The 26,274-nt window shown below is 70.8% G+C and carries 26 protein-coding genes; 15 read left to right on the top strand and 11 right to left on the bottom strand.

Features of this window, described 5'->3' with window-relative positions:
• Positions 1-129 precede the first annotated feature (129 nt).
• On the top strand, positions 130-801 hold the full coding sequence (locus Q9R19_RS11915; RefSeq protein ID WP_311256625.1) for an SDR family NAD(P)-dependent oxidoreductase: 672 nt from the start codon (positions 130-132) through the stop codon (positions 799-801).
• Here the strand turns inward: Q9R19_RS11915 and Q9R19_RS11910 are convergent.
• The 4 genes from Q9R19_RS11910 to Q9R19_RS11895 are packed head-to-tail and all read right to left on the bottom strand — an operon-like array spanning position 770 to position 4,171.
• On the bottom strand, positions 770-1,522 hold the full coding sequence (locus tag Q9R19_RS11910; protein ID WP_311256624.1) for an ABC transporter permease: 753 nt from the start codon (positions 1,520-1,522) through the stop codon (positions 770-772). The two genes, Q9R19_RS11915 and Q9R19_RS11910, sit on opposite strands and share 32 nt — an antisense overlap.
• Positions 1,519-2,265 (bottom strand): ABC transporter ATP-binding protein, encoded by a 747-nt coding sequence (locus Q9R19_RS11905; protein ID WP_311256623.1) that lies wholly within the window; start codon positions 2,263-2,265, stop codon positions 1,519-1,521. The genes Q9R19_RS11910 and Q9R19_RS11905 overlap by 4 nt, the downstream gene beginning before the upstream one ends.
• The gene (locus tag Q9R19_RS11900) at positions 2,258-2,803 is read right to left on the bottom strand and encodes a helix-turn-helix domain-containing protein (RefSeq protein ID WP_311256622.1); all 546 of its coding nucleotides are present in this window, start codon (positions 2,801-2,803) and stop codon (positions 2,258-2,260) included. The genes Q9R19_RS11905 and Q9R19_RS11900 overlap by 8 nt, the downstream gene beginning before the upstream one ends.
• A 45-nt stretch (positions 2,804-2,848) precedes the next feature.
• A complete protein-coding gene (locus tag Q9R19_RS11895; RefSeq protein WP_311256621.1) occupies positions 2,849-4,171 on the bottom strand; it encodes an MFS transporter in 1,323 nt (440 codons plus the stop codon).
• A gap of 81 nt (positions 4,172-4,252) precedes the next feature.
• Between Q9R19_RS11895 and Q9R19_RS11890 the strand changes: the two genes are divergently transcribed.
• Positions 4,253-5,320: a low specificity L-threonine aldolase gene (locus Q9R19_RS11890; protein WP_311256620.1), complete on the top strand. Its 1,068-nt coding sequence runs from the start codon at positions 4,253-4,255 to the stop codon at positions 5,318-5,320.
• Positions 5,321-5,342: 22 nt separating this feature from the next.
• Here Q9R19_RS11890 and Q9R19_RS11885 read toward each other — a convergent pair whose 3' ends face one another.
• Positions 5,343-7,256, bottom strand: coding sequence for a M3 family metallopeptidase (locus Q9R19_RS11885; RefSeq protein WP_311256619.1), 1,914 nt, complete (start codon positions 7,254-7,256; stop codon positions 5,343-5,345).
• A gap of 42 nt (positions 7,257-7,298) precedes the next feature.
• Complete coding sequence (locus tag Q9R19_RS11880) at positions 7,299-7,886, bottom strand: NUDIX hydrolase family protein (protein WP_311256618.1); 588 nt, start codon at positions 7,884-7,886, stop codon at positions 7,299-7,301.
• Between the two features lie 67 nt (positions 7,887-7,953).
• On the opposite strand from Q9R19_RS11880, the gene Q9R19_RS11875 reads away from it, so the two are divergent.
• Positions 7,954-8,598, top strand: a complete 645-nt coding sequence (locus Q9R19_RS11875; protein ID WP_311256617.1) for an alpha/beta fold hydrolase — start codon at positions 7,954-7,956, stop codon at positions 8,596-8,598.
• 3 nt (positions 8,599-8,601) lie between these two features.
• Here the strand turns inward: Q9R19_RS11875 and Q9R19_RS11870 are convergent, their stop codons facing one another.
• Entirely contained in the window at positions 8,602-8,895 is a 294-nt protein-coding gene (locus tag Q9R19_RS11870) for a hypothetical protein (RefSeq protein WP_311256616.1), read from the bottom strand.
• Between the two features lie 400 nt (positions 8,896-9,295).
• On the opposite strand from Q9R19_RS11870, the gene Q9R19_RS11865 reads away from it, so the two are divergent.
• Entirely contained in the window at positions 9,296-10,957 is a 1,662-nt protein-coding gene (locus Q9R19_RS11865; protein ID WP_311256615.1) for an ABC-F family ATP-binding cassette domain-containing protein, read from the top strand.
• A gap of 32 nt (positions 10,958-10,989) precedes the next feature.
• A complete protein-coding gene (locus Q9R19_RS11860) occupies positions 10,990-11,172 on the top strand; it encodes a PspC domain-containing protein (protein ID WP_311256614.1) in 183 nt (60 codons plus the stop codon).
• 3 nt (positions 11,173-11,175) lie between these two features.
• Here Q9R19_RS11860 and Q9R19_RS11855 read toward each other — a convergent pair whose 3' ends face one another.
• Both Q9R19_RS11855 and Q9R19_RS11850 read right to left on the bottom strand, forming a co-directional pair.
• On the bottom strand, positions 11,176-11,586 hold the full coding sequence (locus Q9R19_RS11855) for a DUF6157 family protein (RefSeq protein ID WP_311256613.1): 411 nt from the start codon (positions 11,584-11,586) through the stop codon (positions 11,176-11,178).
• Positions 11,587-11,624: 38 nt separating this feature from the next.
• Positions 11,625-12,239, bottom strand: a complete 615-nt coding sequence (locus Q9R19_RS11850) for a hypothetical protein (RefSeq protein ID WP_311256612.1) — start codon at positions 12,237-12,239, stop codon at positions 11,625-11,627.
• A 100-nt stretch (positions 12,240-12,339) separates the two neighbouring features.
• Between Q9R19_RS11850 and Q9R19_RS11845 the strand changes: the two genes are divergently transcribed.
• The 6 genes from Q9R19_RS11845 to Q9R19_RS11820 all read left to right on the top strand — a co-directional run bounded on the left by Q9R19_RS11845 (position 12,340) and on the right by Q9R19_RS11820 (position 20,704).
• Positions 12,340-16,932, top strand: a complete 4,593-nt coding sequence (locus tag Q9R19_RS11845; RefSeq protein ID WP_311256611.1) for an ATP-dependent helicase — start codon at positions 12,340-12,342, stop codon at positions 16,930-16,932.
• A 12-nt stretch (positions 16,933-16,944) separates the two neighbouring features.
• Complete coding sequence (locus Q9R19_RS11840) at positions 16,945-17,265, top strand: hypothetical protein (RefSeq protein ID WP_311256610.1); 321 nt, start codon at positions 16,945-16,947, stop codon at positions 17,263-17,265.
• 191 nt (positions 17,266-17,456) lie between these two features.
• Positions 17,457-18,668 (top strand): tyrosine--tRNA ligase, encoded by a 1,212-nt coding sequence (gene tyrS, locus Q9R19_RS11835; RefSeq protein WP_311256609.1) that lies wholly within the window; start codon positions 17,457-17,459, stop codon positions 18,666-18,668.
• A 10-nt stretch (positions 18,669-18,678) separates the two neighbouring features.
• Positions 18,679-19,428, top strand: a complete 750-nt coding sequence (locus tag Q9R19_RS11830; RefSeq protein WP_311256608.1) for an EI24 domain-containing protein — start codon at positions 18,679-18,681, stop codon at positions 19,426-19,428.
• The gene (locus Q9R19_RS11825) at positions 19,421-20,194 is read left to right on the top strand and encodes a DNA-formamidopyrimidine glycosylase family protein (protein WP_311256607.1); all 774 of its coding nucleotides are present in this window, start codon (positions 19,421-19,423) and stop codon (positions 20,192-20,194) included. Before Q9R19_RS11830 ends, Q9R19_RS11825 begins: the two co-directional genes overlap by 8 nt.
• A gap of 102 nt (positions 20,195-20,296) precedes the next feature.
• A complete protein-coding gene (locus tag Q9R19_RS11820; RefSeq protein WP_311256606.1) occupies positions 20,297-20,704 on the top strand; it encodes a transferase in 408 nt (135 codons plus the stop codon).
• An 11-nt stretch (positions 20,705-20,715) separates the two neighbouring features.
• Here Q9R19_RS11820 and Q9R19_RS11815 read toward each other — a convergent pair whose 3' ends face one another.
• Together Q9R19_RS11815 and Q9R19_RS11810 are read right to left on the bottom strand one after the other, a co-directional pair.
• A complete protein-coding gene (locus Q9R19_RS11815; RefSeq protein ID WP_311256605.1) occupies positions 20,716-21,375 on the bottom strand; it encodes a response regulator transcription factor in 660 nt (219 codons plus the stop codon).
• On the bottom strand, positions 21,372-22,607 hold the full coding sequence (locus Q9R19_RS11810) for a PspC domain-containing protein (RefSeq protein WP_311256604.1): 1,236 nt from the start codon (positions 22,605-22,607) through the stop codon (positions 21,372-21,374). Before Q9R19_RS11810 ends, Q9R19_RS11815 begins: the two co-directional genes overlap by 4 nt.
• 159 nt (positions 22,608-22,766) lie before the next feature.
• On the opposite strand from Q9R19_RS11810, the gene Q9R19_RS11805 reads away from it, so the two are divergent.
• The 4 genes from Q9R19_RS11805 (at position 22,767) to Q9R19_RS11790 (ending at position 26,231) form a co-directional block, all read left to right on the top strand.
• Complete coding sequence (locus Q9R19_RS11805) at positions 22,767-24,311, top strand: PspC domain-containing protein (protein WP_311256603.1); 1,545 nt, start codon at positions 22,767-22,769, stop codon at positions 24,309-24,311.
• Positions 24,308-24,619, top strand: a complete 312-nt coding sequence (locus tag Q9R19_RS11800; RefSeq protein ID WP_311256602.1) for a hypothetical protein — start codon at positions 24,308-24,310, stop codon at positions 24,617-24,619. Before Q9R19_RS11805 ends, Q9R19_RS11800 begins: the two co-directional genes overlap by 4 nt.
• A gap of 54 nt (positions 24,620-24,673) precedes the next feature.
• Positions 24,674-25,426: a helix-turn-helix domain-containing protein gene (locus Q9R19_RS11795; protein ID WP_311256601.1), complete on the top strand. Its 753-nt coding sequence runs from the start codon at positions 24,674-24,676 to the stop codon at positions 25,424-25,426.
• Positions 25,427-25,508: 82 nt separating this feature from the next.
• Entirely contained in the window at positions 25,509-26,231 is a 723-nt protein-coding gene (locus Q9R19_RS11790) for a LysR family substrate-binding domain-containing protein (RefSeq protein WP_311256600.1), read from the top strand.
• Positions 26,232-26,274: the final 43 nt, after the last annotated feature.

Raw genomic sequence — 26,274 nt, 5'->3', positions numbered from 1 at the left:
CCGCCCACCGAGTCCGCACGGATGTCAGCCGATTTCACGGATGTCGGCCCAGATCCGCCGGATCGTCCGACATCCGTGATCTGAGCCGACATCTGTGTCGGAGAACAGACGCATCAGAAGGAGTCCGCCATGACCGCCACCGACCGCACTGTCCTTCTCGCCGGCGCGACGAGCGCGGCCGGCCTGGCCGTCGCCCGCGCTCTGATCGGGGCGGGCGCGCGCGTGATCGCGACGGGCCGCTCCGCCGAGCGCCTCGCGCCCCTCGCCGAGGCAGGGGCTGAGGTCGAGGTGGCGGATGCCACGCAGCTGGCCGACACGCAGGCCCTGGCCGGGCGGGTGGGCGCCGTCGACGGCGTGCTCCCGCTGGTCGGCGGCTGGCGCGGCGGTGGCGGGCTGGCCGGTCAGAGCGACGAGGACTTCGAGGCGCTGCTGCCCGCTCTGCAGGCGGTGCGCGCGACCAGCCGCGCCTTCGACGAGAGCATCAGGGCCTCGGATGCCGGTCGCTTCGCCGTCGTGTCATCCACGGTCGTGACCAAGCCGCTCGCCGGCGGCGCCAACTACGCCACGGTCAAGGCGGCCGCCGAGACCTGGGCACGAGCGGTCGCGCACGGCTATGCGAAGGCTGCGCGGGATGCGGGAACCGCCCCCCGCGCAGCATCCGTCGTCTTCCGCGCCGTCGGCGCGCTGGACCCGGACGAGCTCGCCCGCGCCGTGGTCGGCCTGTGGGACGCGGATGCCGCAGGCCTGAACGGGCGCGTCGTCGACCTCGTCAGCGGTGCAGCTGCAGGCGCGACCAGCTGACCGCGACGACCGCCGCGAAGAGTGCCGCCACGGCGACGGTGAGACTCAGCTGCCCCGCCGAGACCGCCGTGCCGCCGCTGATCGCCCACAGCGCGGGCGCGGCGGGCGGCATCCAGCCGCCCGCGCCGGCGAGCGCACCCACCTGCGCGAGCACGACCAGCGCGATCGCGGACGCGACACCGGCGAGCAGCGAGCGCGTCGCCGTCGCCACCCACGCGACGGGGATCGCGGATACTGCGGTGAGCGCCCCGAGCGCCAGCTGACGTCCCAGTGCCACCCAGGCATCGGGCCCCGGTGCTCCGTAACGGAGCAGCAGTCCGAGCGCCAGCAGACCGAGCGTCGACGCCACCGCCACGGCGACCGCCCAGCACAGGAACACGACCAGCTTGGCGAGCGCGATCCGACCGCGCCCCACTGGCAGCGCGAACAGCGCGGTGATGGTGCCGTCGGTGAACTCCCGTCCGAACATCCACGACAGCACCACGCCGAAGCCGAGCAGTCCGCCGGCCGACATGATCTGCGCCGCCGCCGAGAGCAGACCGCCCCAATCGGCCGAGGCGGCCGGGCCGAGCTTGACGACCAGCTCCGGCTGCCCGCCGGCGACCGCGGCGGAGATGCCTCCGAGCAGTGCCAGCAGGCCCAGGACGATGGCCAGGCCTGCCACGATGCCCACCGGTGACCTCGTCAGTTTGAGGGCCTCCACCCTGATCGCCCGCTTCATCGCAGACCTCCCGCTGCCGTGGCCGCACGCTCCGGCTCGCGGCGCTCGTCGTCCTGACGAATGCTCTCGAAGAACACTCGCTCGAGGTCGGCGCCGCTGGTGTCGAGCTCGCCGATCAACCGTCCGGCGTTCATCAGGACGATGCGGTCGGCGATGCGCGCCATCTCGTCGAGATGATGACTGCTCACCAGCACCGCCGCACCCGAAGCCGCGCGCGCCAGCAGGTGCTCGCGAAGGGCGATGATCGAAGTCGGATCCAGCGCGTTGCCGGGCTCGTCGAGCACGATCAGGTCGGGGTCGTGCTGCAGCGCGGCCGCCAATCCGGTGCGCTGGCGGTTGCCCAGCGAGAGGCGGCGGAACCGGCGGTCGGCCACAGCGTCGAGGTTCCAGCGCTTGAGCGTGTGCTCGACGAGGCGTTCGTCGACGCCGCGGAGGATCGCGGTCATGCGCAGGTTCTCGCGAACGGTCAGCTCAGGGTAGGCCGGCGGCGTCTCGATGAAGGAGCCGACGCGCGCCCATACCGACGGCGCGATCCGTGCGACGTCCTGTCCCAGCACGCGCACGGTCCCGCCGTGCGGACGCAGCATGCCCAGCGCGAGGCGCATCAGCGTCGTCTTGCCTGCGCCGTTCAACCCGACGAGGGCGACGATCTCGCCGGCATCCAGGCGCAGGTCGAGCCCGCTCACCCCCGCCCCGGCGCGGAAGGTGCGGGAGACATCATCGAACACGAGCGCCTCAGTCACCGGAGAGCACGTCCAGAGCGTCACCGATCGCCTGCGCGATGGACGTGTCGTCGTATTCCGCCCAGTGCACCAGCGCTGCCGAGAGCGCCGCGATCACTGCGGCCGCGGTGACGCGGGCCCGCCGGTGCGAGATTCCTCTGGCGCCCAGCGCCGAGACGATAGCCTCGCTGCTGCGGGCGCTGTTGCGCTCGACCGCTCCGCGCAGGACGGGCGTGGCGGCGACGATGCGCAGTCGGTCACGCAGCCCGTTCAGCGTCGCCTCGTCGAACTGCGTCCAGGTGTCGCGCACGGCCGCGACCACCGCGGCGACGGGCCCCTCATCGGACGGCCTGCTCGCCACGGCATCCGCGATGAGAGGGTCGAACGGATCATCCAGCAGCAGCGCCTCCTTCGATGCGAAGTGGCGGAACAGGGTCATCTCGCTCACGCCCGCCCGATCGGCGATCTGGGCGGTGGATGTCCGGTCGTACCCGTTCGCGGCGAACAGCTCGAGCGCTGCGCGCTGCAGGTTCTCGTGCGTGCCATCCCAACGACTCATGACCTGAATGTTAGTCACTAACATTCAGGTCGTGCAAGCGAGCAGTCAGGGGCCGCCCGCGGCGATCTGCGGAACCGAGGCCGCCAGGTACGAGGAGCTGAGCCTTCGGTACGACCGGGTGGTGAAGGCGATCAGGGCGAGGGCGATGATCACCAGGCCGGAGAAGAAGAAGATCAGCGCGATGCCTCGCGCCTGCCCCTCGCCGAGCAGCCACCCCCACGTCGCGCGCCCATCGGCGGACTCCGTGAAGGGGATGATCGCGTACTGCGCGATCGGCGCGATCAGGAACGCCGTGATAGGGGCAGCGGAGGCCTCCATCGCCGAGGCGAAGCCGAACACGCGGCCCTGTCTGTGGAAGGGCACCACTTTCTGGATGACCGTCTGCTCCGCGGCTTCGATCGCCGGCACCAGTGCCATGTACAGCCAGCATCCGGCGACGAAAAGCGGCCACCAGTCGCGGATCGCGAACAGCGCGCCGATGACCCCCGTCACCACCACCAGCGTCAGCAGGGTGCGGATCGGGTTCTTCCCCAGCCCGACCGACGACACCACGATGCCGCCGACCAGGAAGCCCGTGGAAGCCACGCCCAGCGCGATGCCCCACAGCTGCACCGACATCAGCTCCAGGCCGTACGGATCCATCAGCGCCATGTGCACGCCGCCGACCAGGTTGTTCAGCATCGAGAAGAACAGCAGCGCGAACAGCGCGGGCACGGCCCGGATCGCGCGGATGCTGCCCCGCAGGTCCATGGCGGAGGGCGCATCGGGGTCGGGTTGCGGCTGCTCCTCGGGAATGCGGATGAACAGGATGTGCACGAGCGAGACGACCGTGAGCCCGACGGCGATCACGAGCGTTCCGCCCATGCCGAGGAAGCCGACCGAGAGCCCGCTGAACACGCTGGTCACGATGAACGCCAGCCCCTGCACCGTGCCGACCATGCCGTTCGCATTCGCATGCCGTTCGACGGGCACCAGCAGCGTCACGGTGGTGGACAGCGCGATATTGCGCATCTGCTCGACCACCGCACCGAGCAGGATGATCGCCGCGAACAGCCAGAACCACGGCCCGCCGAAATCGAGCAGCATCGACTCGGGCTGCCACAGGAAGATCAGCCACGCCACGACGAAGAGAGCGGCCGTGACCGCGCTGGAGAACACGAACACAGAGCGTTTTCGATGCCGGTCGACGATCGTGCCGAACAGGATCGAGAAGATCGCGATGAGCAGCATGTATGCGCCGCCGATGATCCCGGTGGCCATCACGTTGCGCGTCTGCAGATACACCCAGAACGTGAGCGCGAACCACAGGAAGCTGGTGGTGACATTGGCCACCATCGTGTTGAGCAGCACCTGCAGGAATGTGCGCATGGGAAGAGAGTAGGCGGGGTCACCGACATCCGACAGGGGCGCCGCAGGACGGGGATGGATGCCACGCCCTAGGCTTGTCCGGTGAGCACTCTGCATGACACCGCCGTCCGCGGCTTCGCATCCGACAACTACTCCGGCATCCACCCCGAGGTCCTCGCAGCGATCGCCGCTGCGAACGACGGCCACCAGATCGCCTACGGCGAGGACGTCTACACGACCCGCCTGCAGGAGGTCTTCGCGCAGCACTTCGGCGAAGGCGTGCAGGCCTTCCCGGTGTTCAACGGCACCGGTGCGAACGTCACCGGGCTGCAGTCGATGCTCCCGCGCTGGGGCGCCGTGATCTCGGCATCCACCGCCCACATCCACGTCGACGAGGGCGGCGCGCCCGAGCGCATCGGCGGCTTCAAGCTGCTCACCGTGCCCACCGACGACGGCAAGCTCACCCCCGAGCTCGTCGATCGCGAGGCCTGGGGCTGGGGCGACGAGCACCGCGCGCAGCCCCTGGTCGTCTCGATCACGCAGTCCACCGAGCTCGGCACTCTCTACACGGTCGATGAGATCAGGGCGCTGGCAGACCACGCCCACGAGCGGGGCATGAAGCTGCACCTGGACGGCGCGCGCATCTCGAACGCGGCAGCCGCGCTGGACGTGCCGCTGCGCGCGTTCACGACGGATGCCGGCGTCGACGTGCTCAGCTTCGGCGGCACCAAGAACGGCGCCATGCTCGGCGAGGCCGTGGTCGTGCTCAACCCCGAGGCGTCAGACGGCCTGGTCTACAGCCGCAAGTACAACATGCAGCTCTCCTCGAAGATGCGCTTCGTGTCGGCCCAGCTCATCGCCCTGCTGGAGGGCGACCTGTGGCTGCGCAGCGCGCGGCACTCCAACGCGATGGCGCAGCGCCTGCGCGGCGCGGTCGAGCAGGGGCTGGCCGACGGCAGCATCCGCGGAGTGTCGTTCTCCCAGCCCACGCAGTCCAACGGGGTGTTCGCGGTGCTGCCCGACGGCGTCGCGGACCAGCTGCGCGAGAAGTTCCGCTTCTACGACTGGGACGCATCGCGCAACGAGGTGCGCTGGATGTGCAGCTTCGACACCCAGGAGTCCGACGTCGACGCGTTCGTCGCCGAGCTCGGGCGCCTCTCCACCGCCTGACGCGCCCTCGCCTTCGCCGGGATCAGGCCGCCGGCGCGCCCATCCATGCGCGGTACGCGTCGACGGTGAAGGGACGCCCGAGGAACGCCTCGACCAGGTCGGCGGCATCCCTGCTCCCGCCGGGCTCGAGGATCTCACGGCGGTAGCGGGTGGCGGATGCCAGATCCATCAGCCCCGCGAAACCGGTGAGCAGATCGCGGGCGATCACCAGGCTCCACTGGTACGTGTAGTAGCACGACCCGTAGCCGGTGAGGTGCCCGAACGCCGCGTAGGAGTGCGACCCCGGCAGCTGGAGCACCGGGCTCGACACGTCGTACCAGTGCTCGGTGGCCGCGGCGAGATCGGCGGGGCGGTCCATGTGCAGGTGGTACGAGACGCGTGCGTGCCCGAGCTGGGTGCGCACCAGCAGCGCCCGGCCGAAGGCATCCGCCTCCCGCATCCTCGCGACCAGCTCGGCGGGGATGGGCGCACCGGTCTCGTCGCGAGCGAAGGACGCCAGCACGTCGGCATCCCACACCCACTCCTCCAGCATCTGGCTGGGCGCCTCGACGAAGTCCCACTCGGTGGCCACACCCGAGAACGGCGCCCACTCCTGGTCGCCGCCGAGGATGTCGTGCACCAGGTGCCCGAACTCGTGGAAGAAGGTCTGCACCTGCCGGTGCTCCATCAGGCCGGTCGGGAAGTTGCACACCAGAGCCGCCTCCGGCACCACCCGGTCGCGCACGCCCGGAGCGACCGGGAAGCACGCGGCGTGGTTGTACTTGCCCTCGCGCGGGTGCAGATCGAGGTGGATGCGGCCGAGCAGCGACCCGGCGCGCACGACGTCGTAGGAGCGCACGTCGTCATGCCACGCGGACGCGTCGACCGGGCGGTACTCGACGTCGAACAGCCGGCCGGTCGTCGTCAGCAGCCCCTCCAGCACGCGCGAGAAGTCCAGGTGGCGGCGCACCTGCTGCGCGTCGACGGCGAACCGCTCCTCGTGCAGGCGGTCGAGCAGGTACTGCACGTCGGCGCTGGTGACGCCCTCGGCATCCGGCACATCCTGACGCAGCCGCTCCAGCAGCAGCTCGTACTCCGCCTCGGAGGCCACCTTCGTCGCCCCGTCGACCTCCTCCAGGAACGAGGCCACGCGCGCCGCGGACCCTGCCATGCGATCCTCGGTCTCGTAGTCGGCCCAGCTGGCGTAGCCGAGCAGCTCGGCGTGCTGCTGTCGCAGCTCGAGCAGCTCGGCGAGCACGGCGTCGTTCTCGGGCCAGGCGAGATCGGCGCGCGCGCGGCGCAGCGCCATGCGCGTCTCGCGGTCGTGCGCGTAGCTCATCACCACGGTCACGTCCAGGTTGTCGGTCGAGACCGCGACGAGTCCGTCGTCTCCCACCGGATGCTGCGCGAGGAAGTCCTCCGGCACGCCGGCGAGGCTGTCGGGTGCCACGCGGATCTCCCGGCGTCCCTCGCGGATGCTGCGGCCGAACGCGATGCCGAGGTCCGCCTCGCGGGCGGCGAACTCCCGCAGGCGCTCCCGGGTCTCGGCGTCGCGGTCCGCGCCGCCGCGGCGGAAGTCGCGCCGGATGCGCTCCAGCAGCCGGGCGGCGTCCGCGTCGAGGCCAGCGGCATCCGACGCCACGAAGACCGCCGCGAGCTCGGCATCCGTCATCAACTCGGCATCCTTCGCCTGGGCGGCGGCGGTGCGCGACTCGGCCGCCTCGCGCACGGCGCGGTCGGGATGCACCTCGCTGAGCAGTTCGGACTCGCTGTGCGCGCTGCGCAGGGCGATCTGCAGATCGTTCCACAGCTGCAGCGCCTCGAGCGCGGTACGGGCGGTGCCGTCCTTCAGCCGCGCGGCGAGCTCGTCGACGCGCGCGAGGCGCTCGTCGGTGCGGGTGGTCGCGAAGGCGAGCCAGTCGGCGGATGCTGCGGGGAAGACGATCGGTTCAGTCACCCGACCGAGCCTACGCGGGGTGGCCCCGGCGGGGAGAACCGCTCAGCGCAGCAGGCCGAGGTGGGCGAGGGCCTGGCGCAGCAGAGTGCCGCGGCCGCCCTCCATCTCGGCGGAGATCCCGTCGGACGCCGCGTCCTCGGGTGAGAACCAGGTGACCTCGAGCGCATCCTGGCGGGGTTCGCACGTGCCGGTCACGGGCACGACGAACGCGAGCGAGACGGCGTGCTGCCGATCGTCGTGGAAGGCGCTGACACCCGGGATCGGGAAGTACTCCGCCACGGCGAACGGCGTCGGCGACACCGGCAGCAGCGGGAACGCCATCGGCCCGAGGTCGTTCTCGATGTGACGGAACAGCGCATCGCGCACCGTCTCGCCGTAGCGCACGCGGCCCGAGACGAGGGTGCGCGTGATCTCGCCGAGCGGCGTCGAGCGCAGCAGCACGCCGATGGAGGTGACCTGCCCCGACCCATCGGTGACCACGGGCACCGCCTCGACGTAGAGCATCGGCAGCCGGCGCCGAGCTTCTTCGAGCTCGATGTCGCTCAGCCAGCCCGGATTGTCATCCGGCGAGCGCACGTCGTCGAACCCGAAGCCGTCGTCGGGATCGGGATCAGGTGTGCGCACCGCCATGTGACCTTTCTACCAGCACCGCTCCTCGACACGACCGCGTGTCGGGCTCCCCTGGCAGGATGAGGGGATGACCGAGATCGACGACGGCCTGACGCGCTGGTCGCCCGACGAACGCGCCGGGCGGGCGCTGCTCGTGCTGCTGCACGGCTACGGCGCCGACGAGAACGACCTGTTCAGCCTGGTCCCCTATCTGCCGGACGGCATCGCCGTGGCCTCCGTCGCCGCGCCGCTGACGCCGCCCTGGCCGACACCAGGACGCTCCTGGTACGCGATCGAGTCCCTGAACACGCGGGATGCCGCAGGGATCACGCTCGCGGCGGAGGGGCTGCTGCGGTGGCTGGATGCCGTCTCCGCGGACGCGTCGTCGATCGCCCTGCTGGGTTTCTCGCAGGGAGCGGCCGTGGCTCTTCAGGCGCTGCGGCTCGCGCCCGAGCGGATCGACGCGGTCGTGGCGCTCAGCGGCTACGCGGCGCCCGGCGACCTGCCGAACGATGCGGCGCTGCAGGAGCAGAGGCCGCCGGTGTTCTGGGGACGGGGAAGCCGCGACGACGTGATCCCGACCGAGTTGATCGATCACACCTCGCAGTGGCTGCCCTCCCACGCCGAGCTGTCCGGCCGCGTGTACCCCGGCCTCACGCACTCGATCTCGGAGCAGGAGCTGACCGACGTGAACGTGTTCCTGTCGCAGTGGAAGGACGGGATCGGCTCCTGAGCCTCAGCGCGTGGGCGGGGTGGTCTGCGGCCCATCGTCCTCCGGCCCGTCGCCTTCCGGCCCGTCGTCTTCCGAGCCGTCCTCCTCGTCGCCGTGAGTGCCCTCGGCCGACCGCCTGCCTGCCGCATTCGATGCGCTGACCAGAGCGATGCCGATCGCCATCCCGATGGCGATGCCCAGGCCCATGTTGTGCAGCGCCGCACCGAAGGCCACGCCGGCGCCCATGCCGATCGCGATCCCCGCGCCCCAGCTCATCCGCGCGCGCATCTCGTGTGAACTCGGCTGCTTGTCGTCCATGCCCCGACACTACGGCCGGGCGTTCGCGTCGGGCATCCCCCGCGCGGCGGATATCGGCGCGTGGGCTCGAGACCTGACGGACCGCGACACGCCCGGGTTGCACGATTCTCGACGCAGGCGCTAGAGTCGCAGAGCCCTGTCCGCCGTGTCTGGAAGTCCTTTGATCTGAATCGTCGTCCCTCCGCGTACATCATCCACGCGCAGATCCGACGATCCTCACGGCCCGCGGTCCCACCGTTCCCGGTGGCCACTTCGACAGGCTCAGTGACCCAAGCGAGGGCACAGCCCCAGCAGCTCAGGCGAGGGCACAGGCTCAGTGGCTCAGGCGAGGGCACAGGCCCAGCCGACTGCAGGGTCCATCCGTCGGCATCCGCGCACCCGCACACTTCGGGAGCCGCTCATGTCAACACCGACCACTTTCACCTCCGCTGTCACCCTCGACCGGGTCACGTTCGCCTGGGCCGACGGGTCCGTCGCGCTCGACGCCGTGTCGGGCTCGTTCGGCTCCGGCCGCACCGGCCTCGTCGGACGCAACGGCGCCGGCAAGTCCACGCTGCTGCGGCTGGTCGCCGGTGAGCTCGTCCCCACCTCGGGGCAGATCATCCGCACGGCCGAGGTCGCCTACCTGCCGCAGCGCCTCACGCTCGACACCGAACGGCGCGTCGCCGACCTGCTCGGCGTTGCCGCGCCGCTCGACGCCGTACGCGCGATCACCGCGGGCGATGTCGATCCGGCGCACTTCGACGCGGTCGGCGACGATTGGGACATCGAGGCCCGGGCCGAGGCATCCCTCGCCGAGGCGGGACTCGACCCGTCGTTCCTCGACCGCACCGTCGGCGAGCTGTCCGGCGGCGAATCCGTGCTGGTCGCGATCGCCGGCATCCGGCTGCGTCGCGCGCCGATCACCCTGCTCGATGAGCCGACCAACAACCTCGACCGGGTGGCTCGGGGTCGGCTCGCGGAGATGGTCCGCAGCTGGAAGGGCACGCTGATCGTGGTCAGCCACGACATCGCCCTGCTCGAGCTGATGGACGACACCGCCGAGCTCTACGGCAACCAGCTGAGCGTCTTCGGCGGGCCGTACTCGCAGTGGCGGGCCTGGCTGGATGCCGAGCAGGAGGCCGCCAGGCAGGATGAGCGCGATGCGACGCAGGCGTTCAAGAAGGAGAAGCGGCAGCGCATCGAGGCCGAATTGAAGCTGGCCACGCGCACACAGATGGGTCGCAAGGCCTTCCTCGAGAAGCGGGTGCCGAAGATCGTCGCCAACGGCCGCAAGATGGCGGCCGAGGTGTCGGCCGGAAAGCTGCGCACCGAGGTCGCCGGCAAGGAAGAGGCCGCGCGCGCAGCTCGGGAAGCGGCCGGCCGCCGGGTGAGGGATGACGCCTCGATGAAGATCGAGCTGCCCGATCCCGGGATCTCGAACTCGCGGCGCATCGCGACGCTCGGCGACGGGACGCGGAGCTGGGTGGTGCAGGGGCCCGAGCGAGTGGCGCTGATCGGCCGCAACGGGGTCGGCAAGACCACGCTGCTGCGGCGGCTGGTGGCGGATGCCGGCCACAACTCCGGAGAACTGGACGGTTCTGCGCCGGAATCCGCCGTTCCGGAGGCTCTGCAGCAGATTCTCCGGAGTTGTGAAGCCCACACCGACCGGATCGGCTACCTGTCCCAGCGGGTCGACGGGCTCGACGAGACGGCGTCCGTGGTGGAGAACATCGCCGCGGCGGCTCCGCACGTGCCCGACAAGGAGCTGCGCAACCGGCTCGCCCGCTTCCTGATCCGCGGGGGCACGATGGACCGTCCGGTCAGTGCGCTGTCCGGCGGCGAACGGTTCCGGGTGGCGCTGGCGAAGCTGCTGCTCGCCGATCCTCCGCCGCACCTCGTGGTGCTCGACGAGCCGACCAACAATCTCGACCTCGACACGGTCGATCAGCTCGTCGAGGCGCTGCGCGCCTACCGCGGAGCGGTGCTCGTCGTCAGCCACGACGACGTGTTCCTGCAGCGGCTGCAGCTGGATCTGACGCTGGAGCTGGATGCCGATGGGGAATTCAGGCAGATCGGGTGACGGAGCGCGGTCCTGGCGGGCAGGATGGACGTATGAACCCTCTCGTCCGACCCCGCCAGGACCGTCTCATCGCCGGCGTCTGCTCGGCCGTGGCGCGGCGCTTCGGCATCAGCTCGACGACCGTCCGCATCATCACGGTGCTCGCGGTGCTGTTCGCCGGACTCTCGCTCTGGGCCTACGTGCTGCTCTGGATCGTCATCCCGAACGAGTTCTGATCCTCATCGGGCCCGGCTGGACCGCATGGCCCTGGTGTGCGCAAGCCCCGGGTCCGATGCCAGCCGGGCGTACTCCTCGGAATCGCGTGGGATCAGGGCCACGCGCCCCTCGGCATCGTGGTGCGTGCCCCAGCCGTAGCGCTTGCCCAGCGGCGACGCGCGCAGACAGGCCTGACCCTTCGAGAAGAAGTCCTCGCGAGCTGCGACGTCCCGCGGATCGATGCCCTTGCGCAGTGCGTGCGTCTCGAAGATCACGTCGTCAGAGGTGCGCGTGTACGGCTCCTCGATGAGCAGTCGGTAGTGCAGCGCGGCGATCGAGAGGTTCTCCGCGATCGGCGGCTCCTCGCCGTGCTCGGCACGGCAGTCCTCCGAGACCTCGATGAACGTGTTCGTGTAGTTCGTCGTGTGCGCCATGCCGCCAGCATCCCCCACCCCGCCGACGTTGTCGAGACTCAGGCCAGGGTCGCGAGCCACGGATGCCCGGGCAGCGTCCGCTCCAGAGCATCCGCCAGCCAGGCACGCCGCCGCTCGTCCAGGAACGGCAGCGTCGCGTCGAAGTCAGCGCGGTCCTTCTCGCGCAGGCCCTTCGCCTTGTAGAGCAGCTGGATCTCGGGCTGCAGGTAAGTGATGCCGTCGCGCTCCCAGAGCGCATCGGCCATCGGCATCCGGATGCTCTCGTCGCGCTTGTACCGCCACTCCTCCGGCGTCCCGGGCCCGAGCAGGATGTCGTACTCCCACGGTTCGGTCGCGCTGCGGCGCGTCCACAGCTGCCCGCATCCGTCGAGCAGGTCGGTGGGGTCGTCGGATGCCACGGGCTTGAGCGCGCCCGAGGACGCACCCCACAGATCCAGCCGTCCGCGCGCGTGCTCGCGGATCACCGGCAGCTCGACACGCAGGATGCCGGGGTCGATGTCCTCGTGCTCCCGCTCGACGCCCGTGAACGCCTGCAGCGCCCAGCCGCCGGCGATCCACCAGATGCCCGGGTAGCCGGCGAAGAAGGCACGGACGTCGGCCGGCGTGCGCGCGACCCAGGGGCCGTACAGGCGGGTGAATTCGGCGTCGTCCATCCGTCCACGCTATCCGGCGTTCGAGCCGCATCCGCCGCGCGGTCGCAGATATGCGGAGGCGGCGGGGCGCGGTGTCGGTGCCCTGACGCATGATGGAGGGATGAGCGATGTGCTCGACCGCTTCACCCCTGCGACCCAGGACTGGTTCCGCGGGGCGTTCGACGCGCCCACGGCAGCTCAGGCGGGTGCGTGGGAGGCGATCTCGAAGGGGCGCAACGCGCTCGTCGTCGCGCCGACCGGGTCGGGCAAGACCCTCTCCGCCTTTCTGTGGGCGATCGACAGCGTGTTCCGGGAGCGTTCCGCAGGGGGCGAAGCGGATGCCGATGGCACGCCGCGCACCCGCATCCTCTACATCTCCCCGCTGAAGGCCCTGGGCGTCGACGTCGAGCGCAACCTGCGCTCGCCCCTGATCGGCATCGGCCAGTCCGCCCGGCGCCTCGGGCTGCGGGTACCCGAGATCACGGTCGGCGTGCGCTCGGGCGACACGACCTCGAGTGACCGCCGCAAGCTGGTCAGCGCCCCGCCCGACATCCTCATCACCACGCCCGAGTCGCTGTACCTGATGCTCACCAGCCGCGCCGGCGAGACGCTGCGCGGCGTGCACACGGTGATCATCGACGAGGTGCACGCGGTCGCCGCCACCAAGCGCGGCGCGCATCTGGCGGTGAGCCTGGAGCGGCTGGATGCCCTGCGTGCAGCCCGCGGGATCGAGCAGCCGGCGCAGCGCATCGGCCTGTCTGCCACCGTCCGCCCGATCGACGAGGTCGCGCGGTTCCTCGGCGGTTCGGCGCCCGTCGACATCGTCGCGCCCCGGGCGGTCAAGACGTTCGAACTCGGCGTGGTGGTGCCGATCGAGGACATGCGCAATCCTCCCCCGCCGCCCGGCGCGCCGTCGCCGACGGATGCCGCGGATGCGGAGTACCCCGAAGTGACCGGTTCGGTGTGGCCGCACGTCGAGGAGGCGATCGTCGACAAGGTGCTCGAGAACCGGTCGACCATCGTGTTCGCCAACTCGCGGCGGCTGGCGGAGCGGCTCACGGGGCGGCTGAACGAGATCTACGAGTCCCGGTTGTTGAGCGCCCTTCGTCTCGCTCCGCTCGCTCAGGAACCGCGAAGCGAGACGAAACGCCGATCACCCGATGCTGAGGGCGCCGATCCCGTGCTCGCGAAGGCGCACCACGGCTCGGTGTCCAAGGAGCAGCGCGCGATCGTCGAGGAGGAGCTGAAGTCCGGCATCCTGCGCTGCGTCGTCGCGACGAGCAGCCTGGAGCTCGGCATCGACATGGGTGCGGTCGATCTGGTCATCCAGGTGGAGGCGCCGCCGTCCGCGGCATCCGGGCTGCAGCGCGTCGGCCGCGCCGGGCACCAGGTCGGCGAGGTCAGCCGGGCCTCCCTCTTCCCCAAGCACCGCGGCGACGTGCTGCACACCGCGATCGTCACCGAGCGGATGCTGAAGGGGCAGATCGAGGCGATCGCCGTGCCGCGCAATCCGCTCGACATCCTCGCCCAGCAGACCGTCGCGGCCTGCGCGCTCGATGCGATCTCGGTCGAGGAGTGGTTCGAGACCGTGCGGCGCAGCGCGCCGTTCCAGACCCTCCCCCGCTCCGCATACGAAGCCACGCTCGACCTGCTCGCCGGCAAGTACCCGTCCGACGAGTTCGCCGAGCTGCGCCCGCGAGTGGTGTGGGACCGGGATGCCGGAACCCTGACCGGCCGCCCCGGTGCGCAGCGCATCGCCGTGACCAGTGGCGGGACGATCCCCGACCGCGGACTGTTCGGCGTCTTCGTCGCGGGCGAGAGCACGGGCGCTCGGGTCGGAGAGCTCGACGAGGAGATGGTCTACGAGTCGCGCGTCGGCGACGTGTTCACGTTGGGCACGACCAGCTGGCGCATCGCCGAGATCACGCACGACCGTGTCAACGTCATTCCGGCTTACGGCCAGCCCGGCAAGGTGCCGTTCTGGCACGGCGACGGCATCGGGCGTCCCTTCGAGCTCGGCGAGGCCCTCGGCCGCTTCTCCCGCGAGGTCTCCACGGCCGAGCCGTCGAAGGCGCAGCAGCGCCTGATCGACGCGGGCCTGGACGAGATGGCGCGCACCAACCTGATCGGCTACCTGACCGAGCAGCGCGAGGCCACCGGCACCCTGCCGACAGACCGCACCCTCACCGTCGAGCGCGGTCACGACGAGGTCGGCGACTGGCGGGTCATCCTGCATTCCCCGTACGGCATGAAGGTGCACGCGCCGTGGGCGCTTGCCATCAACGCGCGTGTACGGGAGCGGCTCGGGGTGGAGGGATCGGCGGTCGCGAGCGACGACGGCATCATCGTGCGCATCCCTGATGCCGATGCCGAGCCGCCCGGCGCGGACCTCTTCGTGTTCGACGCCGACGAGCTGGAGCAGATCGTCACCGCCGAGGTCGGCGGGTCGGCGCTGTTCGCCTCGCGCTTCCGCGAGTGCGCGGCGCGCGCGCTGCTGATGCCGCGGATGAACCCGAACAAGCGCACCCCGCTGTGGCAGCAGCGTCAGCGCTCGGCGCAGCTGCTGGAGGTCGCCCGCCGCCATCCGACCTTCCCCGTGATCCTGGAGACCCTGCGCGAGGTGCTGCAGGACGTCTACGACCTGCCGTCGCTGCGCCGGCTCATCACCGACATCTCCGAGCGTCGCATCCGCCTGGTCGAGACCGAGCCCGCACAGCCCTCGCCGTACGCACGTGATCTGCTCTTCGGCTACGTCGGCGCGTTCATGTACGAAGGCGACTCCCCTCTGGCCGAGCGGCGCGCGGCCGCACTGTCCGTCGACCCCGCCCTGCTGGGTGAGCTGCTCGGCACGGTGGAGATGCGCGAGCTGCTCGACCCCGACGTGATCGCGCAGTTCGAGCTCGAAGTGCAGCGTCTCGATCCGCAGCGCCGCGCGCGGGGTCTGGAGGGCGTCGCCGACCTGCTGCGGATGCTGGGCCCGATGGATGCCGAGGAGGTCGCCGCACGGCTGGAGGAGGGCAGTACGGCATCCGCTCTTCTCACCGAGCTCGTGACGGCCCGCCGGGCCATCCCGGTCACGATCGCGGGGCACTCCCGCTTCGCTGTGATCGAGGATGCCGGACGGCTGCGCGACGCTCTCGGCGCGGCGCTGCCCACCGGCATCCCGGTCGCGTTCCTGGAACCCGTCGCCGACCCGCTCGGCGACCTCGTGTCGCGGCACGCGCGCACCCACGGCCCGTTCACGACGGATGCCGTCGCCGCGCGCTTCGGGATCGGAGCCGCCGTCGCGCGGCACACCCTGCAGCGGCTGGAATCGGCGGGCCGACTGACCAGCGGCTATTTCCTGCCCGCCGCGGATGCCGATCCGAGCGGCGCGAAGGAATGGTGCGACGCCGAGGTGCTGCGCCGTCTGCGGATGCGCTCGCTCGCGGCGATCCGCGGCAGCGTCGAGCCGGTCAGCCCGCGGGCCTATGCGCGGTTCCTGCCGGACTGGCAGCACCTGACCCGCCCGCTGGAGGGTATCGACGGCGTGCTGAGCGTGATCGAGCAGTTCGCCGGGGTGCCTATCCCCGCCAGCGCCTGGGAGTCGCTGGTGCTGCCGAGCCGCGTGCGGGACTACGCACCGGCGCTCCTCGACGAGCTGACCGCCGCCGGCGAGGTCGTCTGGGCCGGTCACGGATCGCTTCCGGGTCGCGACGGCTGGGTGTCGCTGCATCCGGCAGATCTGGCGCCGTTCACGCTGCCCGTCCCCGACGAGACTCCGGCGTCGGGTTCCCTGGAGGAGAAGGTGCTCGACGTGCTGCGGCTCAGCGGTGCGTCGTTCGCGGGCGCGCTGCGGGCGATGACGGGCGCGGACAATGAGCAGTCCGTGCTCGATGCCCTCTGGACCCTCACGTGGCAGGGGCACATCACGAACGACACGTTCTCGCCGGTGCGGGCGCTGCTCGCGGGCGGATCCCAGGCGCACAAGACCACGCGCCGCGCGCCGCGCACCCGCACCTATCGCGGAATCTCGCTGGCGCGGCCGGCTGCACGTCCGTCGTCGACGGGACTCGGCGGCCGCTGGGCGGTGCTGCCGGAGCCGGAGCTGGATGCCGCGCGACGCGCGACCGTGACGGCCGGGCTGCTGCTCGACCGATACGGGGTCGTGACCCGGGGCTCCGTGCAGGCAGAGGGGGTGCCGGGCGGGTTCGCGCAGGTCTACCGCGTGCTCGCGGGGTTCGAGGAGGCGGGGCACGCGCGACGCGGCTACGTGATCGAAAAGCTGGGAGCGGCGCAGTTCGCGGCATCCACCACGGTCGACCGCCTGCGCACCTTCTCCGGCCTCGCCGACCCGCCACCGCGGCAGGCCGTCACGCTCGCCGCGACCGATCCCGCCAACCCGTACGGCGCGGCGCTCGCGTGGCCGCGACTCGACGAGGTGTCGCACCGCCCGGGCCGCAAGGCCGGCGGGCTCGTGGTGCTCGTGGACGGCGCGCTCGTGCTGTACTTGGAGCGCGGTGGACGCACCGTGCTCGCGTTCGACAACGACCCCGAGGTGCTGCGAGCCGCCGCATCCGATCTCGTCGCGACCTCCCGTGCCCGCCGCCTGGAGACGCTGACGGTCGAGAAGATCAACGGCGCCGGCGTCTACGGCACGCCTTTCGCGCTCGCCCTGCAGGAAGCCGGCTTCGTCGCGACCCCGCGCGGCTACGCCCTGCGCAAGGCCGTGTGATTGGCTGGCCGAATGAAGACCACGGCTGACGACCTGCTCCGCATCGCCGACGGGTACGCTTGCGCGTTTCCGGACGGGGACTCGCCACTGCGCATCCTCGCTCGCCTCACCGAGGAGCTCGGAGAGGTTGCGGCGGAGTTGGCGCACCTCGAAGATCACGGCGCGAAGACCGCCAAGTACGGCCCCGCCGACCCCGCCCGCCTGGCGTCGGAGATCGAGGACCTGCTGCACAACACCTTCGCACTCATCCGGCACTACGACATCGGAGACCTCGTGGATGCCGAGATCGCAGCTACAACGGAACGGCTGTCTCAGCGCGGACTCCTCACCTGAGGAACGCGTGCTAACCTGCTCCCCATGACGGCGCGTCAGCACACCTATCTCCCGGCTCTGGTCAGAGCCGGCGATCTGTAGCGCCCGACAAGGCCAGAGCCCCAGGCAAGGACGATCGTCCTTGCCTTTCGTGTATCCACGGGAGGCTCTGCCCCGGTCATCCTCTCGTGCCCCCTTCGAGAGGAACCACCATGACCCGCGCAGACGACATCCTGCGTCCCATGCTCCGCACCATCGACACGATCGTCGACGAACAGGCGCTGCGCGCCAAGCTCGACAGCGGCCGGCAGCTGCGCATCAAGTACGGCGTCGACCTCACCGCGCCCGACCTGCACCTGGGCCACGCCGTGAATCTGTGGCTCATGCGGCACCTGCAGGACCACGGACATCGCGTCGTCTTCCTGCTCGGCGACCTCACCACCCGCGTCGGCGATCCGACCGGCAAGAGCGAGACGCGCCCCGTGCTCACCACCGACCAGATCGAGCAGAACGCGCAGGCGTTCCTGGACCAGGTCTCGATCGTGCTCGACACCGACCCCGCCGTGTTCGAGGTGCGCCGGAACTCGGAGTGGTTCGACCGGATGCCCGTGGCCGAGCTGCTGAGCCTGTTCAGCATGACCACGCACGCGCAGCTGATGGCGCGCGACATGTTCCGCGAGCGCGTCGCCCAGGGGCGTGAGATCGCCCTGCACGAGCTGACCTACCCGGTGCTGCAGGGCTACGACAGCTTCGCGATGCAGAGCGATCTGACGATCGTCGGGTCCGATCAGCTGTTCAACGAGATGATGGGCCGCCAGTACCAGCAACGGCTCGGTGCGAGCCCGCAGTCGCTGATCACGACCGTCATCACACCGGGGCTGGACGGCGGACTCAAGCAGTCGAAATCGCTCGGCAACTACATCGCGCTCACCGACAGCGCCACCGACAAGTTCGGCAAGGCGATGAGCCTGCCCGACGAACTGGTCGGCATCTGGGCGAGCGCGTACACGACGCTCGACGATGAGGACGTGAGCGCGCTGACCGATCACTCCGCCCGCGGCGGTCGCATCGCCCGCGACGCCAAGCTCACCCTCGCGACGGAGATCGTCGCGCGGTACCACGGAGCGGATGCCGGTGGTCGCGAGCGCTCCGCGTTCCTCGACGTCTTCACGCACGGAGCCCTGCCCGAGCACATGACGGCGGTCGTGGTGCAGCATCCGCTCTCCTCGGCCATCGCCCTGCTCGAACAGGTCCGGCCCGAGCTGAGCCGGTCGGCGCTGCGGCGGCTGATCACGCAGGACGCCGTGCGCATCGACGGCATCCCCCTCACCGACCCGGAGCAGGAGGTGCGCGTGGAGACCGGATGCGTCGTCCGCACCGGCAAGCGCTCCTGGGCCCGGATCGAGGTGGCGCCGATGAAATAGTCTGGCGTTCATGATCAGCGAGTTCCTCACCGGCATCCGGTTCCTGGGGCGCGGCTTCGGATACTGGAAGCGGATGCCGGGACTGATGGCGCTCGGCCTGGTGCCCGCACTGATCGCCCTGCTGGTGCTCGCGGCCGCGCTCATCCCGCTGTGGCTCTCGCTCGGGACGATCACCAGCTGGATCACCCCGTTCGCGGATTCCTGGGACGCCGGCTGGGCGACCGCGCTGCGCTTAGCGATCGGAGCGGTGATCACCATCGGCTCCCTCGTGCTGGCCAGCGTGGTCTTCACCGCACTCGCACTGCTGATCGGCGATCCGTTCTATCAGCGCATCTGGCGCGCGGTCGAGAACGATGTCGGAGGCGATGTCCCCGACGGCGACGGCGGGCTGCGCGTGGCCTTCGGCGAGAGCATCCGCCTGGTGCTGCTCGGCATACTGGTGGCCCTGCTCGCGCTGATCCTCGGCTTCATCCCCGCCGTCGGTGCGGCCGCCGCCGCGGTCGTCAGCGTTGCGCTCACCGGCCGGCTGCTCGCCCGCGAGCTCACCGGGCGCGCACTCAACGCCCGGGACATCCCGAGCGACATCCGCTCCAGGATGCTCGCCACCCGCCGGTCGCGCCTGCTCGGCTTCGGCGTGGCGACGCAGCTGTGCTTCATGGTGCCCCTCGGTGGGGTGTTCATCATGCCGACCGCGGTGGCCGGAGCGACGCTGCTGGCGCGCGACCTGCTCGATCAGCCTGCGGACGCTCGCCGTGCCTGAGGGCGACACCGTCCTCCAGGCCACGCGACGCCTCGACGAGGCACTCCGAGGCCAGCAGGTGACGCGCTTCGACCTGCGCGTACCGGGCGCCGCCACCGTCGACCTCACCGGCGAACTCGTGCACGGAGTCGTGCCCCGCGGCAAGCACATCCTGATGCGCATCGGTGACCGGACGCTGCATTCCCATCTGCGCATGGACGGCGCGTGGCGCCTGTACCGGCCGGGTGAGAAGTGGCGGCATCCGACGTTCAAGGTCCGCGCGATCGTCGGCACGGCGATGCGGGAGGCCGTCGGCATCGACATCGCCGAGGTGCGCGTCATCCCCACCCGCGATGAAGCGCAGCTGGTCGCACATCTCGGTCCGGATCCGCTCGCGGCGGACTGGGATGCCGCAGAAGCCGTCCGCCGGGTCAGCGGCGACACCCGCAGCATCCACGTCGCCCTGCTCGACCAGCGCAACGTGGCCGGCTTCGGCAACGAGTACGCGGCCGAGCTGCTGTTCCTGCGCGGCGTCCTGCCCGAGACCCCCGCCGCGGAGGTCGATGTGGAGGCCCTCATCGACCTCGGTGTGCGCACCATCCGCGCCAACCGCGACCGCGTCGACCGCACGTTCACCGGCGACGCGCGCCGCGGCTTCACGGACTGGGTCTACGGCCGCGCGAACCGCCCCTGCCGGCGCTGCGGAACGCTGATCCGCCGCGGCGAGCTCGGCGCGGATCCGACCCGCGAGCGGGTCACGTTCTGGTGCCCGAACTGCCAGCGGTGAGCCGGATCCATCGCTCGGCGGCCGGGCATCCCAGATGGGGAATGAATTCGCACCACCCGTGGTTGTAGCTATATCCGGAAGTCTCCGGACACGGGAGGAAAAGTGGGTAAGAACTACATCGACATCGAGGACGACCGAGGCGAGACGCTACGCTACCGCAAGCACGTCAACGGGCGCGGACTCGTCGCGCACGGCGCGAAGGTGAATCCCCAGGCGCTCATCGAAGCCGGGGCCTATGTCGAACCCGGGGCGAAGATCGGAGCCGGCGCGCGGATCGTGCGCGGCGCCTGGGTCGACTCGGATGCCGTGATCGGCGAGAACGCCTACATCGACGCGCACGCGCACATCGGCCAGGGCGCCGTGATCGGCGACGGCGCGCACGTCGGCGTCCGCACCGACATCGGCGCGGGAGCGCGGATCGCTCGCGGAGCGCGCATCGGCGACGACGAGACGGTCGCCGCCGGGTTGCGGATCGCCACCGACCCGAAGGGTCTCTGGCTGGCCGCCTGACGCACGCGAGGTCAGAGCAGGCGGCGCTCGGATGCCCAGACCGTCAGCTCGTGACGGGAGGACAGCTGCAGCTTGCGCAGCACGGCCGACACGTGCGTCTCGACGGTCTTGATCGAGATGAACAGCGAGCTGGCGACCTCTTTGTAGGCGTAGCCGCGCGCGATCAGGCGCATGACCTCCTGCTCGCGCGCCGAGAGCCGGTCGAGTTCGTCGTCCACGGCGGCGGTCTCGCCGGCCACCGCACCGAACGCGTCGAGCACGAAGCCCGCCAGGCGCGGCGAGAACACCGCATCCCCCTCCGCCACGGCGTGCACCGCCTGCGAGACCTCCCTGCCCGACGAGCCCTTCGTGATGTACCCGCGGGCGCCGGCGCGGATCACCCGCACCACGTCCTCTGCGGCATCCGAGACGCTCAGTGCGAGGAAGCGCGCGGTCGTCGGAGCAGAGCCGCGGATCACGGACTCGCCGCCCGTGGCCTCCGCGCCCGCGCCGCCCGGAAGATGCACATCCAGGAGTACGACGTCCGGCATCGTCTCGCGGATCACGGCGATCGCCGAGGGCACGTCCGCGGCCTCGCCCACGACCTCGACGGTCTCGTCGAGGTCGGCGCGCAGGCCGGAGCGGAAGATCGAGTGGTCGTCGACGATCACCACGCGGATGCTGCCACTCATGCGTCCTCCGATCGCAGTGGCGCCCCCGCGATCCGCAGGTGCACCTCGGTGCCGTTCTCATCACTCCGAACGGTGCCGGATCCTCCGGCCCGCCGCATCCGCCCGATGATCGACTGCCGCACTCCGAGGCGGTCACCCGGCACCTCGTCGAGGTCGAACCCGGCGCCGCGGTCGCGGATGAACACGTCGACACCGCTCGTCGACCCCTCGATGTACACCGAGACCTCACCGCCGGCGTGCCTGGCCGCGTTCAGCATGGCCTCGCGCGCCGCCGCGGCCAGCTCGCCACTCGCCCGCTCGGTCGAGAGCCCGGCGGAGACGACGTCGATGTGCACGGGATAGTCGAGCTCCAGCGCGCCCGCGTAGTCGCGCAGGTCGGTGGGCAGATCGCTGTCGGCGGGAGCATCCCCGTCATAGAGCCAGGCTCGCAGCTCGCGCTCCTGCGCCCGGGCGAGACGGGCGGCCTCGCTGGAAGCGCCCGCGCGGTTCTGGATGAGCGCGAGGGTCTGCAGCACCGAGTCGTGCAGGTGGGCGGCCATCTCGCTGCGCTGCTCCTCGCGGATGCGCCGCACCCGCTCGCCGGAGAGCTCGCGCCAGCGGTGCATCAGCGACGAGGCGAACATCGCCAGAAGGCCGGCGAAAGGCACGAGCAGGTACGCCGGAGCGACCGGGTTTGTCAGCATCCCGACCAGCAGGACCAACATCAGGATGATGGTGATCCCCCGTACTATCGCCGCCTGCCGCGGCCCGCGAGCCGGATCGTGCCTGTCGATCAGGTCGGCCCACAGTGACCCGGCGACCAGCAGCAGCACCAACCCGAACAACGCGCCCAGGTCTGCATACCTCGTGGAGTAGACCCCCATATTCGCCGGCGAAACACTGAACATGCCTCCGCCGCGCAGCGTCAACAGCACGATCAGTTCGAGGATCACCGCGACGACCAGCATCACCCACGCCACCGGCGCCCGCCGGGACGGCGCGGACTCCCCCGGCTCCCACGGCGTGAACACCCAGCACCAGAGATAGAGCAGGACTCCCGCGCCGCCCAGCAGGGTCAGCGCGATGAACATCGCCCGCACCAGCCATATCGACACACCCAGGTGGCGGGCCAGCCCTTCGGCGGTGCCCGAGATCAGGCATTCGCGCACGCGCGTCAGCTCCGGACGCGGCGGCGCGACGGCACGCGGCGGTCGCGCCAGAGGCGTCGACGGATGCTGCGCGGAAGAGGACATGACGCCATCCAACCACCCGGAAGTGGCGATCCCGGGGCTCCGGGGCCAGGATCAGGGGCGAGTCAGGGGATCACCCCATGGCGGCACTCGGTCCGGCATCGACAGGATCGGAGCATGACCTTCCCGACTGCGCCGCCTCCGGCTCCAGAGCGACCCCCGATGCCGCACCGATCCGATCGGTTCTTCGCCTGGGTGTCCGGCCTCGGCGTCGCCCGCTCGGACGGCTGGATCGGTGGCGTCGCGGCCGGTATCGCCTCCCGGCTGCGCATCGATCCGCTCATCGTCCGCGGCATCCTCGTGGTGGCGGCCCTGTTCGGACTGCCGATGATCCTGCTCTACGCCGTGGCCTGGGCGCTTCTCCCCGACCCGGAGGGCCGCATCCACCTGCGCGAGCTGCTGCGCGGACACTTCGAGCCCGCGCAGCTCGGCATCCTCGCCGGGTTCCTGCTCGGGATGCTCTCGGTCACACCCACCGTGGGGCTGTTCCTCGCCGAGAGGATCCTCAACCCGTACTCGTACCAGACGTACGGGGCGAGCCCCTTCGGCGTCTTCCTCTTCATCGTCGGGCTGCTGCTGGTCGGCATCCTGCTCGTCCTGATCGTGCGCGCCGCGCGCCGCACCCCGGGGGGTGACGCGTCTCGAACGGCTTCAGAGGCGCAGACTTCCCCGTTCCCCTCCGCTCCGGTCGGCTATTCGGGTGCCGCCGTCGATGCGGAGATCCGAGAGGAGGATGCCAGCTTCGACCCTGCTTCGGGTGCAGAGGTCGCGTCGCCGGCATCCTCCCTCATCCCTGAGCCCTCCGCCCCTCCTGCGGATGCCGGAGCGCTGGACGCTTGGCGCGCCCAGCACGCCGCCTGGCAGCAGCAGGACCAGGCGTGGCGTCAGCAGCAGCAGGATGCCGAGCGCGCCGCGCGCGATCAGGCCCGCGCCGAGCGACAGGCTGCTGCGGCCGCGTTCGCCGCCGAGGCCGCCGAACGTCGCCGTGTCCGCCGCGCCTCGAATCCGCGGGCCAGCTTCGCCTACGTCGCGACGGTGATCGGCGTGGCGCTGGTCGCGGCGGCGGTGGTCTGGCTGCTGGCCTCGAAACCGGATGCCGTGACCGCCGCACTCGCGCTGCTGAGCTCGGCGCTCGTGCTCGCGTTCGGCATGGTCGTCTCCGGGGTCGCGCGCCGGCGCAGCGGATTCCTGGCGCTCCTCACTGTCGTGGTGCTCGTCGCGGGGCTGATCACGGGCGGGGCGGCCAGCATGGGCGACGTGCGATTCGGGAACACCAACATCTGGAACTCCGATCAGGGTTCGATCCGGCAGCCGTTCGGGCGCACCGACATCTACCTGCAGAATGTGCCGGGCGAGCCGTCCCGCCCCGTCGTGCTTCGCAAGGGCTCCGGCTACACCGAGATCTACGTGAGCGACGGCGTGGAGCTGCGGCTGACGGCGACGCTGGGCGACGGCACCGTGCGGTGGCAGCGCAACGAACTGGATGCCGCCGGCAAGCTGCTCGGTGATGCGAGCGTCGACGGCGTGTTCTCCGGTTCACGTCAGGCGGACGGCAGCACGGTGTTCCGCGAGAGCGTGTCGTCGTCGCTGGATCCTCGCGCCCCGGACGGACAGGCCATGCTGACCGTGCCCGTCACGATCGACCAGGAGTCCGGCCTGATCCTCGTGGTCTACTCCACCCGCCCCGATCAGGAGACGTCCGAATGAGCACTGAATCCACGCTTCCCGTCGAGCAGCTCGACACCGCGGATGCCGCACCCGCGGCATCCGCTCCCCCGCCGCGCACCCGCTGGGCCGCGATCGTGTGGGGACTCTGCTTCGCCGCGATCGCCTGGTTCGGCATCTGGATGCTGAGCGGCGCCGATCGCCGCGACTGCGTGACGGACTGGTTCGCGACGCTGAACCCCGGCACGATCACGGCGTTCGTGCTGCTGGCCGTGGGTGCGCTGGTGCTGATCACCGGGCTCGTCGGACTGCTCCGGCGTGCGCAGCGAGCGCTGGTGCAGCGCGACTGAGGGCCCGCTTCTAAAAGCGTCAACCTTCGAAGATAGAAGTACGATGATGTCACCATGGACATCACCGCGCGGGCGTCGAGCATCGGCGCACTCGCCGACGACACCCGGCGCGCGTTGTACGAGCATGTGGCGTCGCAGCCGGAGCCGGTCAGCCGCGACGCGGCCGCCGAAGCCGTCGGCGTCCCTGCGCACATGGCCCGATTCCATCTCGACCGGCTCGTGGCGGCAGGTCTGCTGCAGACCGAGTTCCGTCGGCTGTCCGGGCGTTCCGGGCCCGGTGCCGGACGGCCGTCCAAGCTGTATCGCCGCGCCGACGGCACCGTCGCGGTCTCACTCCCCCAGCGGCGCTACGGCCTGGTGGGTCACCTGCTGGCCGGCGCCATCGAGCGCGCCGCTCAGGGCGCCGATCTGCAGGGCGCCGAGCGGCAGGGCGCCGATCTGCACCGGTCTGATCTGCAACGGTCCGACCTGTACCGGGCCGACCTGTACCGCGCCGTCGCGGAGGTCGCCCGCGACGAGGGGCGCAGGATCGCGGCATCCGCCCCACCCGACGTTGCGACCGGCGAGCTCGGAAGGCTCTCGGCCGTGCTGGATGCCCAGGGCTTCGAACCCCGCGAATCCGACGGCGCGCTCACACTGGCGAACTGTCCCTTCGACTCGCTGGCCCGCGAGCACACCCAGCTGGTCTGCTCGGCGAACCTGGCTCTGATCGGCGGCATCCTCGAGGGCATGGACTGCCCGCACCTGCGGGCCCACGGCGAGCCGCACGAGGGCCGGTGCTGCGTCGCGATCCGCCCGACCGCCTGAGCGGGGTCGTCCGCGGGGCCGGTCAGGGCCGACGGCATCCGGCTTCCGGCGCACCGGCCGCGGCGCGGTTACGCTGAAATCCATGAAGAACGACCGGCGCCGCCCCGCACGACCCCGCCCCGGCGGGCCGGCAGCGAAGAAGGCGCAGCAGAGATCGGCGCCGCGGAAGGCCACGCCGAAGAAGGCGACGCAGGTCGCGCGTCCGGCCCGCGAGGAGCCGCGCACTCTGCGCCTGGGACTCGTCCCCGGCGCGACGCCGGGCAGGTGGATCGACACCTGGAACGAGCGGATGCCGCACGTCGAGCTCGAACTGGTGCCACTGTCCTTCGCGGACCAGCGTGAGCGGCTGCACGACGTGGACCTCGCCCTGGTGCGGCTGCCGCTGCGACGTCCCGGCGACCTGCACGTGATCCCGCTGTACGACGAGGTGCCGGTCGTCGTGGCGGCGAAGGAGTCGCACCTGATGGCCGCGGACGAGCTCTCCGCCGACGACCTCGCCGGCCAGGTGCTGATCACCCCGGGCGATGACGTGCTCGGCCCACTGGACCTTCCCACCGTCACTCCGACCTTCCCCACGATCGAGACCACCGAGGACGCAGTGGCGACCGTGGCGTCGGGTGTCGGCATCCTGGTCGTGCCGATGTCGCTCGCACGAATGCACAAGCGCAAGGACGCCGACTACCGGCCGCTCACCGCCGGCCCCGTCTCCACGGTCGCGCTGGCGTGGCCGCGGGATGCGACCACGCCCGACGTCGAGACGTTCGTCGGCATCGTGCGCGGCCGCACCGCGAACTCCTCGCGCTGAGCGCCGACACAAGAGCCCGTCTATGTGGCGCAAACGGCCCCTC

The organism is Microbacterium sp. ARD32, from assembly GCF_031844385.1.
In the GTDB taxonomy this organism is placed as follows: domain Bacteria; phylum Actinomycetota; class Actinomycetes; order Actinomycetales; family Microbacteriaceae; genus Microbacterium.
This window is presented reverse-complemented; position numbering and strand designations above follow the sequence as displayed.

What these genes read in the sequence shown, in the direction of transcription:
- Q9R19_RS11915 (WP_311256625.1), top strand. Translation starts at nt 130, where the DNA reads ATGACCGCCACCGACCGCACTGTCCTTCTCGCCGGCGCGACGAGCGCG.
- Q9R19_RS11910 (WP_311256624.1), bottom strand. Translation starts at nt 1,522, where the DNA reads ATGAAGCGGGCGATCAGGGTGGAGGCCCTCAAACTGACGAGGTCACCG.
- Q9R19_RS11900 (WP_311256622.1), bottom strand. Translation starts at nt 2,803, where the DNA reads ATGAGTCGTTGGGATGGCACGCACGAGAACCTGCAGCGCGCAGCGCTC.
- Q9R19_RS11895 (WP_311256621.1), bottom strand. Translation starts at nt 4,171, where the DNA reads ATGCGCACATTCCTGCAGGTGCTGCTCAACACGATGGTGGCCAATGTC.
- Q9R19_RS11880 (WP_311256618.1), bottom strand. Translation starts at nt 7,886, where the DNA reads ATGGCGGTGCGCACACCTGATCCCGATCCCGACGACGGCTTCGGGTTC.
- Q9R19_RS11875 (WP_311256617.1), top strand. Translation starts at nt 7,954, where the DNA reads ATGACCGAGATCGACGACGGCCTGACGCGCTGGTCGCCCGACGAACGC.
- Q9R19_RS11870 (WP_311256616.1), bottom strand. Translation starts at nt 8,895, where the DNA reads ATGGACGACAAGCAGCCGAGTTCACACGAGATGCGCGCGCGGATGAGC.
- Q9R19_RS11865 (WP_311256615.1), top strand. Translation starts at nt 9,296, where the DNA reads ATGTCAACACCGACCACTTTCACCTCCGCTGTCACCCTCGACCGGGTC.
- Q9R19_RS11860 (WP_311256614.1), top strand. Translation starts at nt 10,990, where the DNA reads ATGAACCCTCTCGTCCGACCCCGCCAGGACCGTCTCATCGCCGGCGTC.
- Q9R19_RS11855 (WP_311256613.1), bottom strand. Translation starts at nt 11,586, where the DNA reads ATGGCGCACACGACGAACTACACGAACACGTTCATCGAGGTCTCGGAG.
- Q9R19_RS11850 (WP_311256612.1), bottom strand. Translation starts at nt 12,239, where the DNA reads ATGGACGACGCCGAATTCACCCGCCTGTACGGCCCCTGGGTCGCGCGC.
- Q9R19_RS11845 (WP_311256611.1), top strand. Translation starts at nt 12,340, where the DNA reads ATGAGCGATGTGCTCGACCGCTTCACCCCTGCGACCCAGGACTGGTTC.
- Q9R19_RS11840 (WP_311256610.1), top strand. Translation starts at nt 16,945, where the DNA reads ATGAAGACCACGGCTGACGACCTGCTCCGCATCGCCGACGGGTACGCT.
- tyrS (WP_311256609.1), top strand. Translation starts at nt 17,457, where the DNA reads ATGACCCGCGCAGACGACATCCTGCGTCCCATGCTCCGCACCATCGAC.
- Q9R19_RS11830 (WP_311256608.1), top strand. Translation starts at nt 18,679, where the DNA reads ATGATCAGCGAGTTCCTCACCGGCATCCGGTTCCTGGGGCGCGGCTTC.
- Q9R19_RS11815 (WP_311256605.1), bottom strand. Translation starts at nt 21,375, where the DNA reads ATGAGTGGCAGCATCCGCGTGGTGATCGTCGACGACCACTCGATCTTC.
- Q9R19_RS11810 (WP_311256604.1), bottom strand. Translation starts at nt 22,607, where the DNA reads ATGTCCTCTTCCGCGCAGCATCCGTCGACGCCTCTGGCGCGACCGCCG.
- Q9R19_RS11805 (WP_311256603.1), top strand. Translation starts at nt 22,767, where the DNA reads ATGCCGCACCGATCCGATCGGTTCTTCGCCTGGGTGTCCGGCCTCGGC.
- Q9R19_RS11800 (WP_311256602.1), top strand. Translation starts at nt 24,308, where the DNA reads ATGAGCACTGAATCCACGCTTCCCGTCGAGCAGCTCGACACCGCGGAT.
- Q9R19_RS11795 (WP_311256601.1), top strand. Translation starts at nt 24,674, where the DNA reads ATGGACATCACCGCGCGGGCGTCGAGCATCGGCGCACTCGCCGACGAC.
- Q9R19_RS11790 (WP_311256600.1), top strand. Translation starts at nt 25,509, where the DNA reads ATGAAGAACGACCGGCGCCGCCCCGCACGACCCCGCCCCGGCGGGCCG.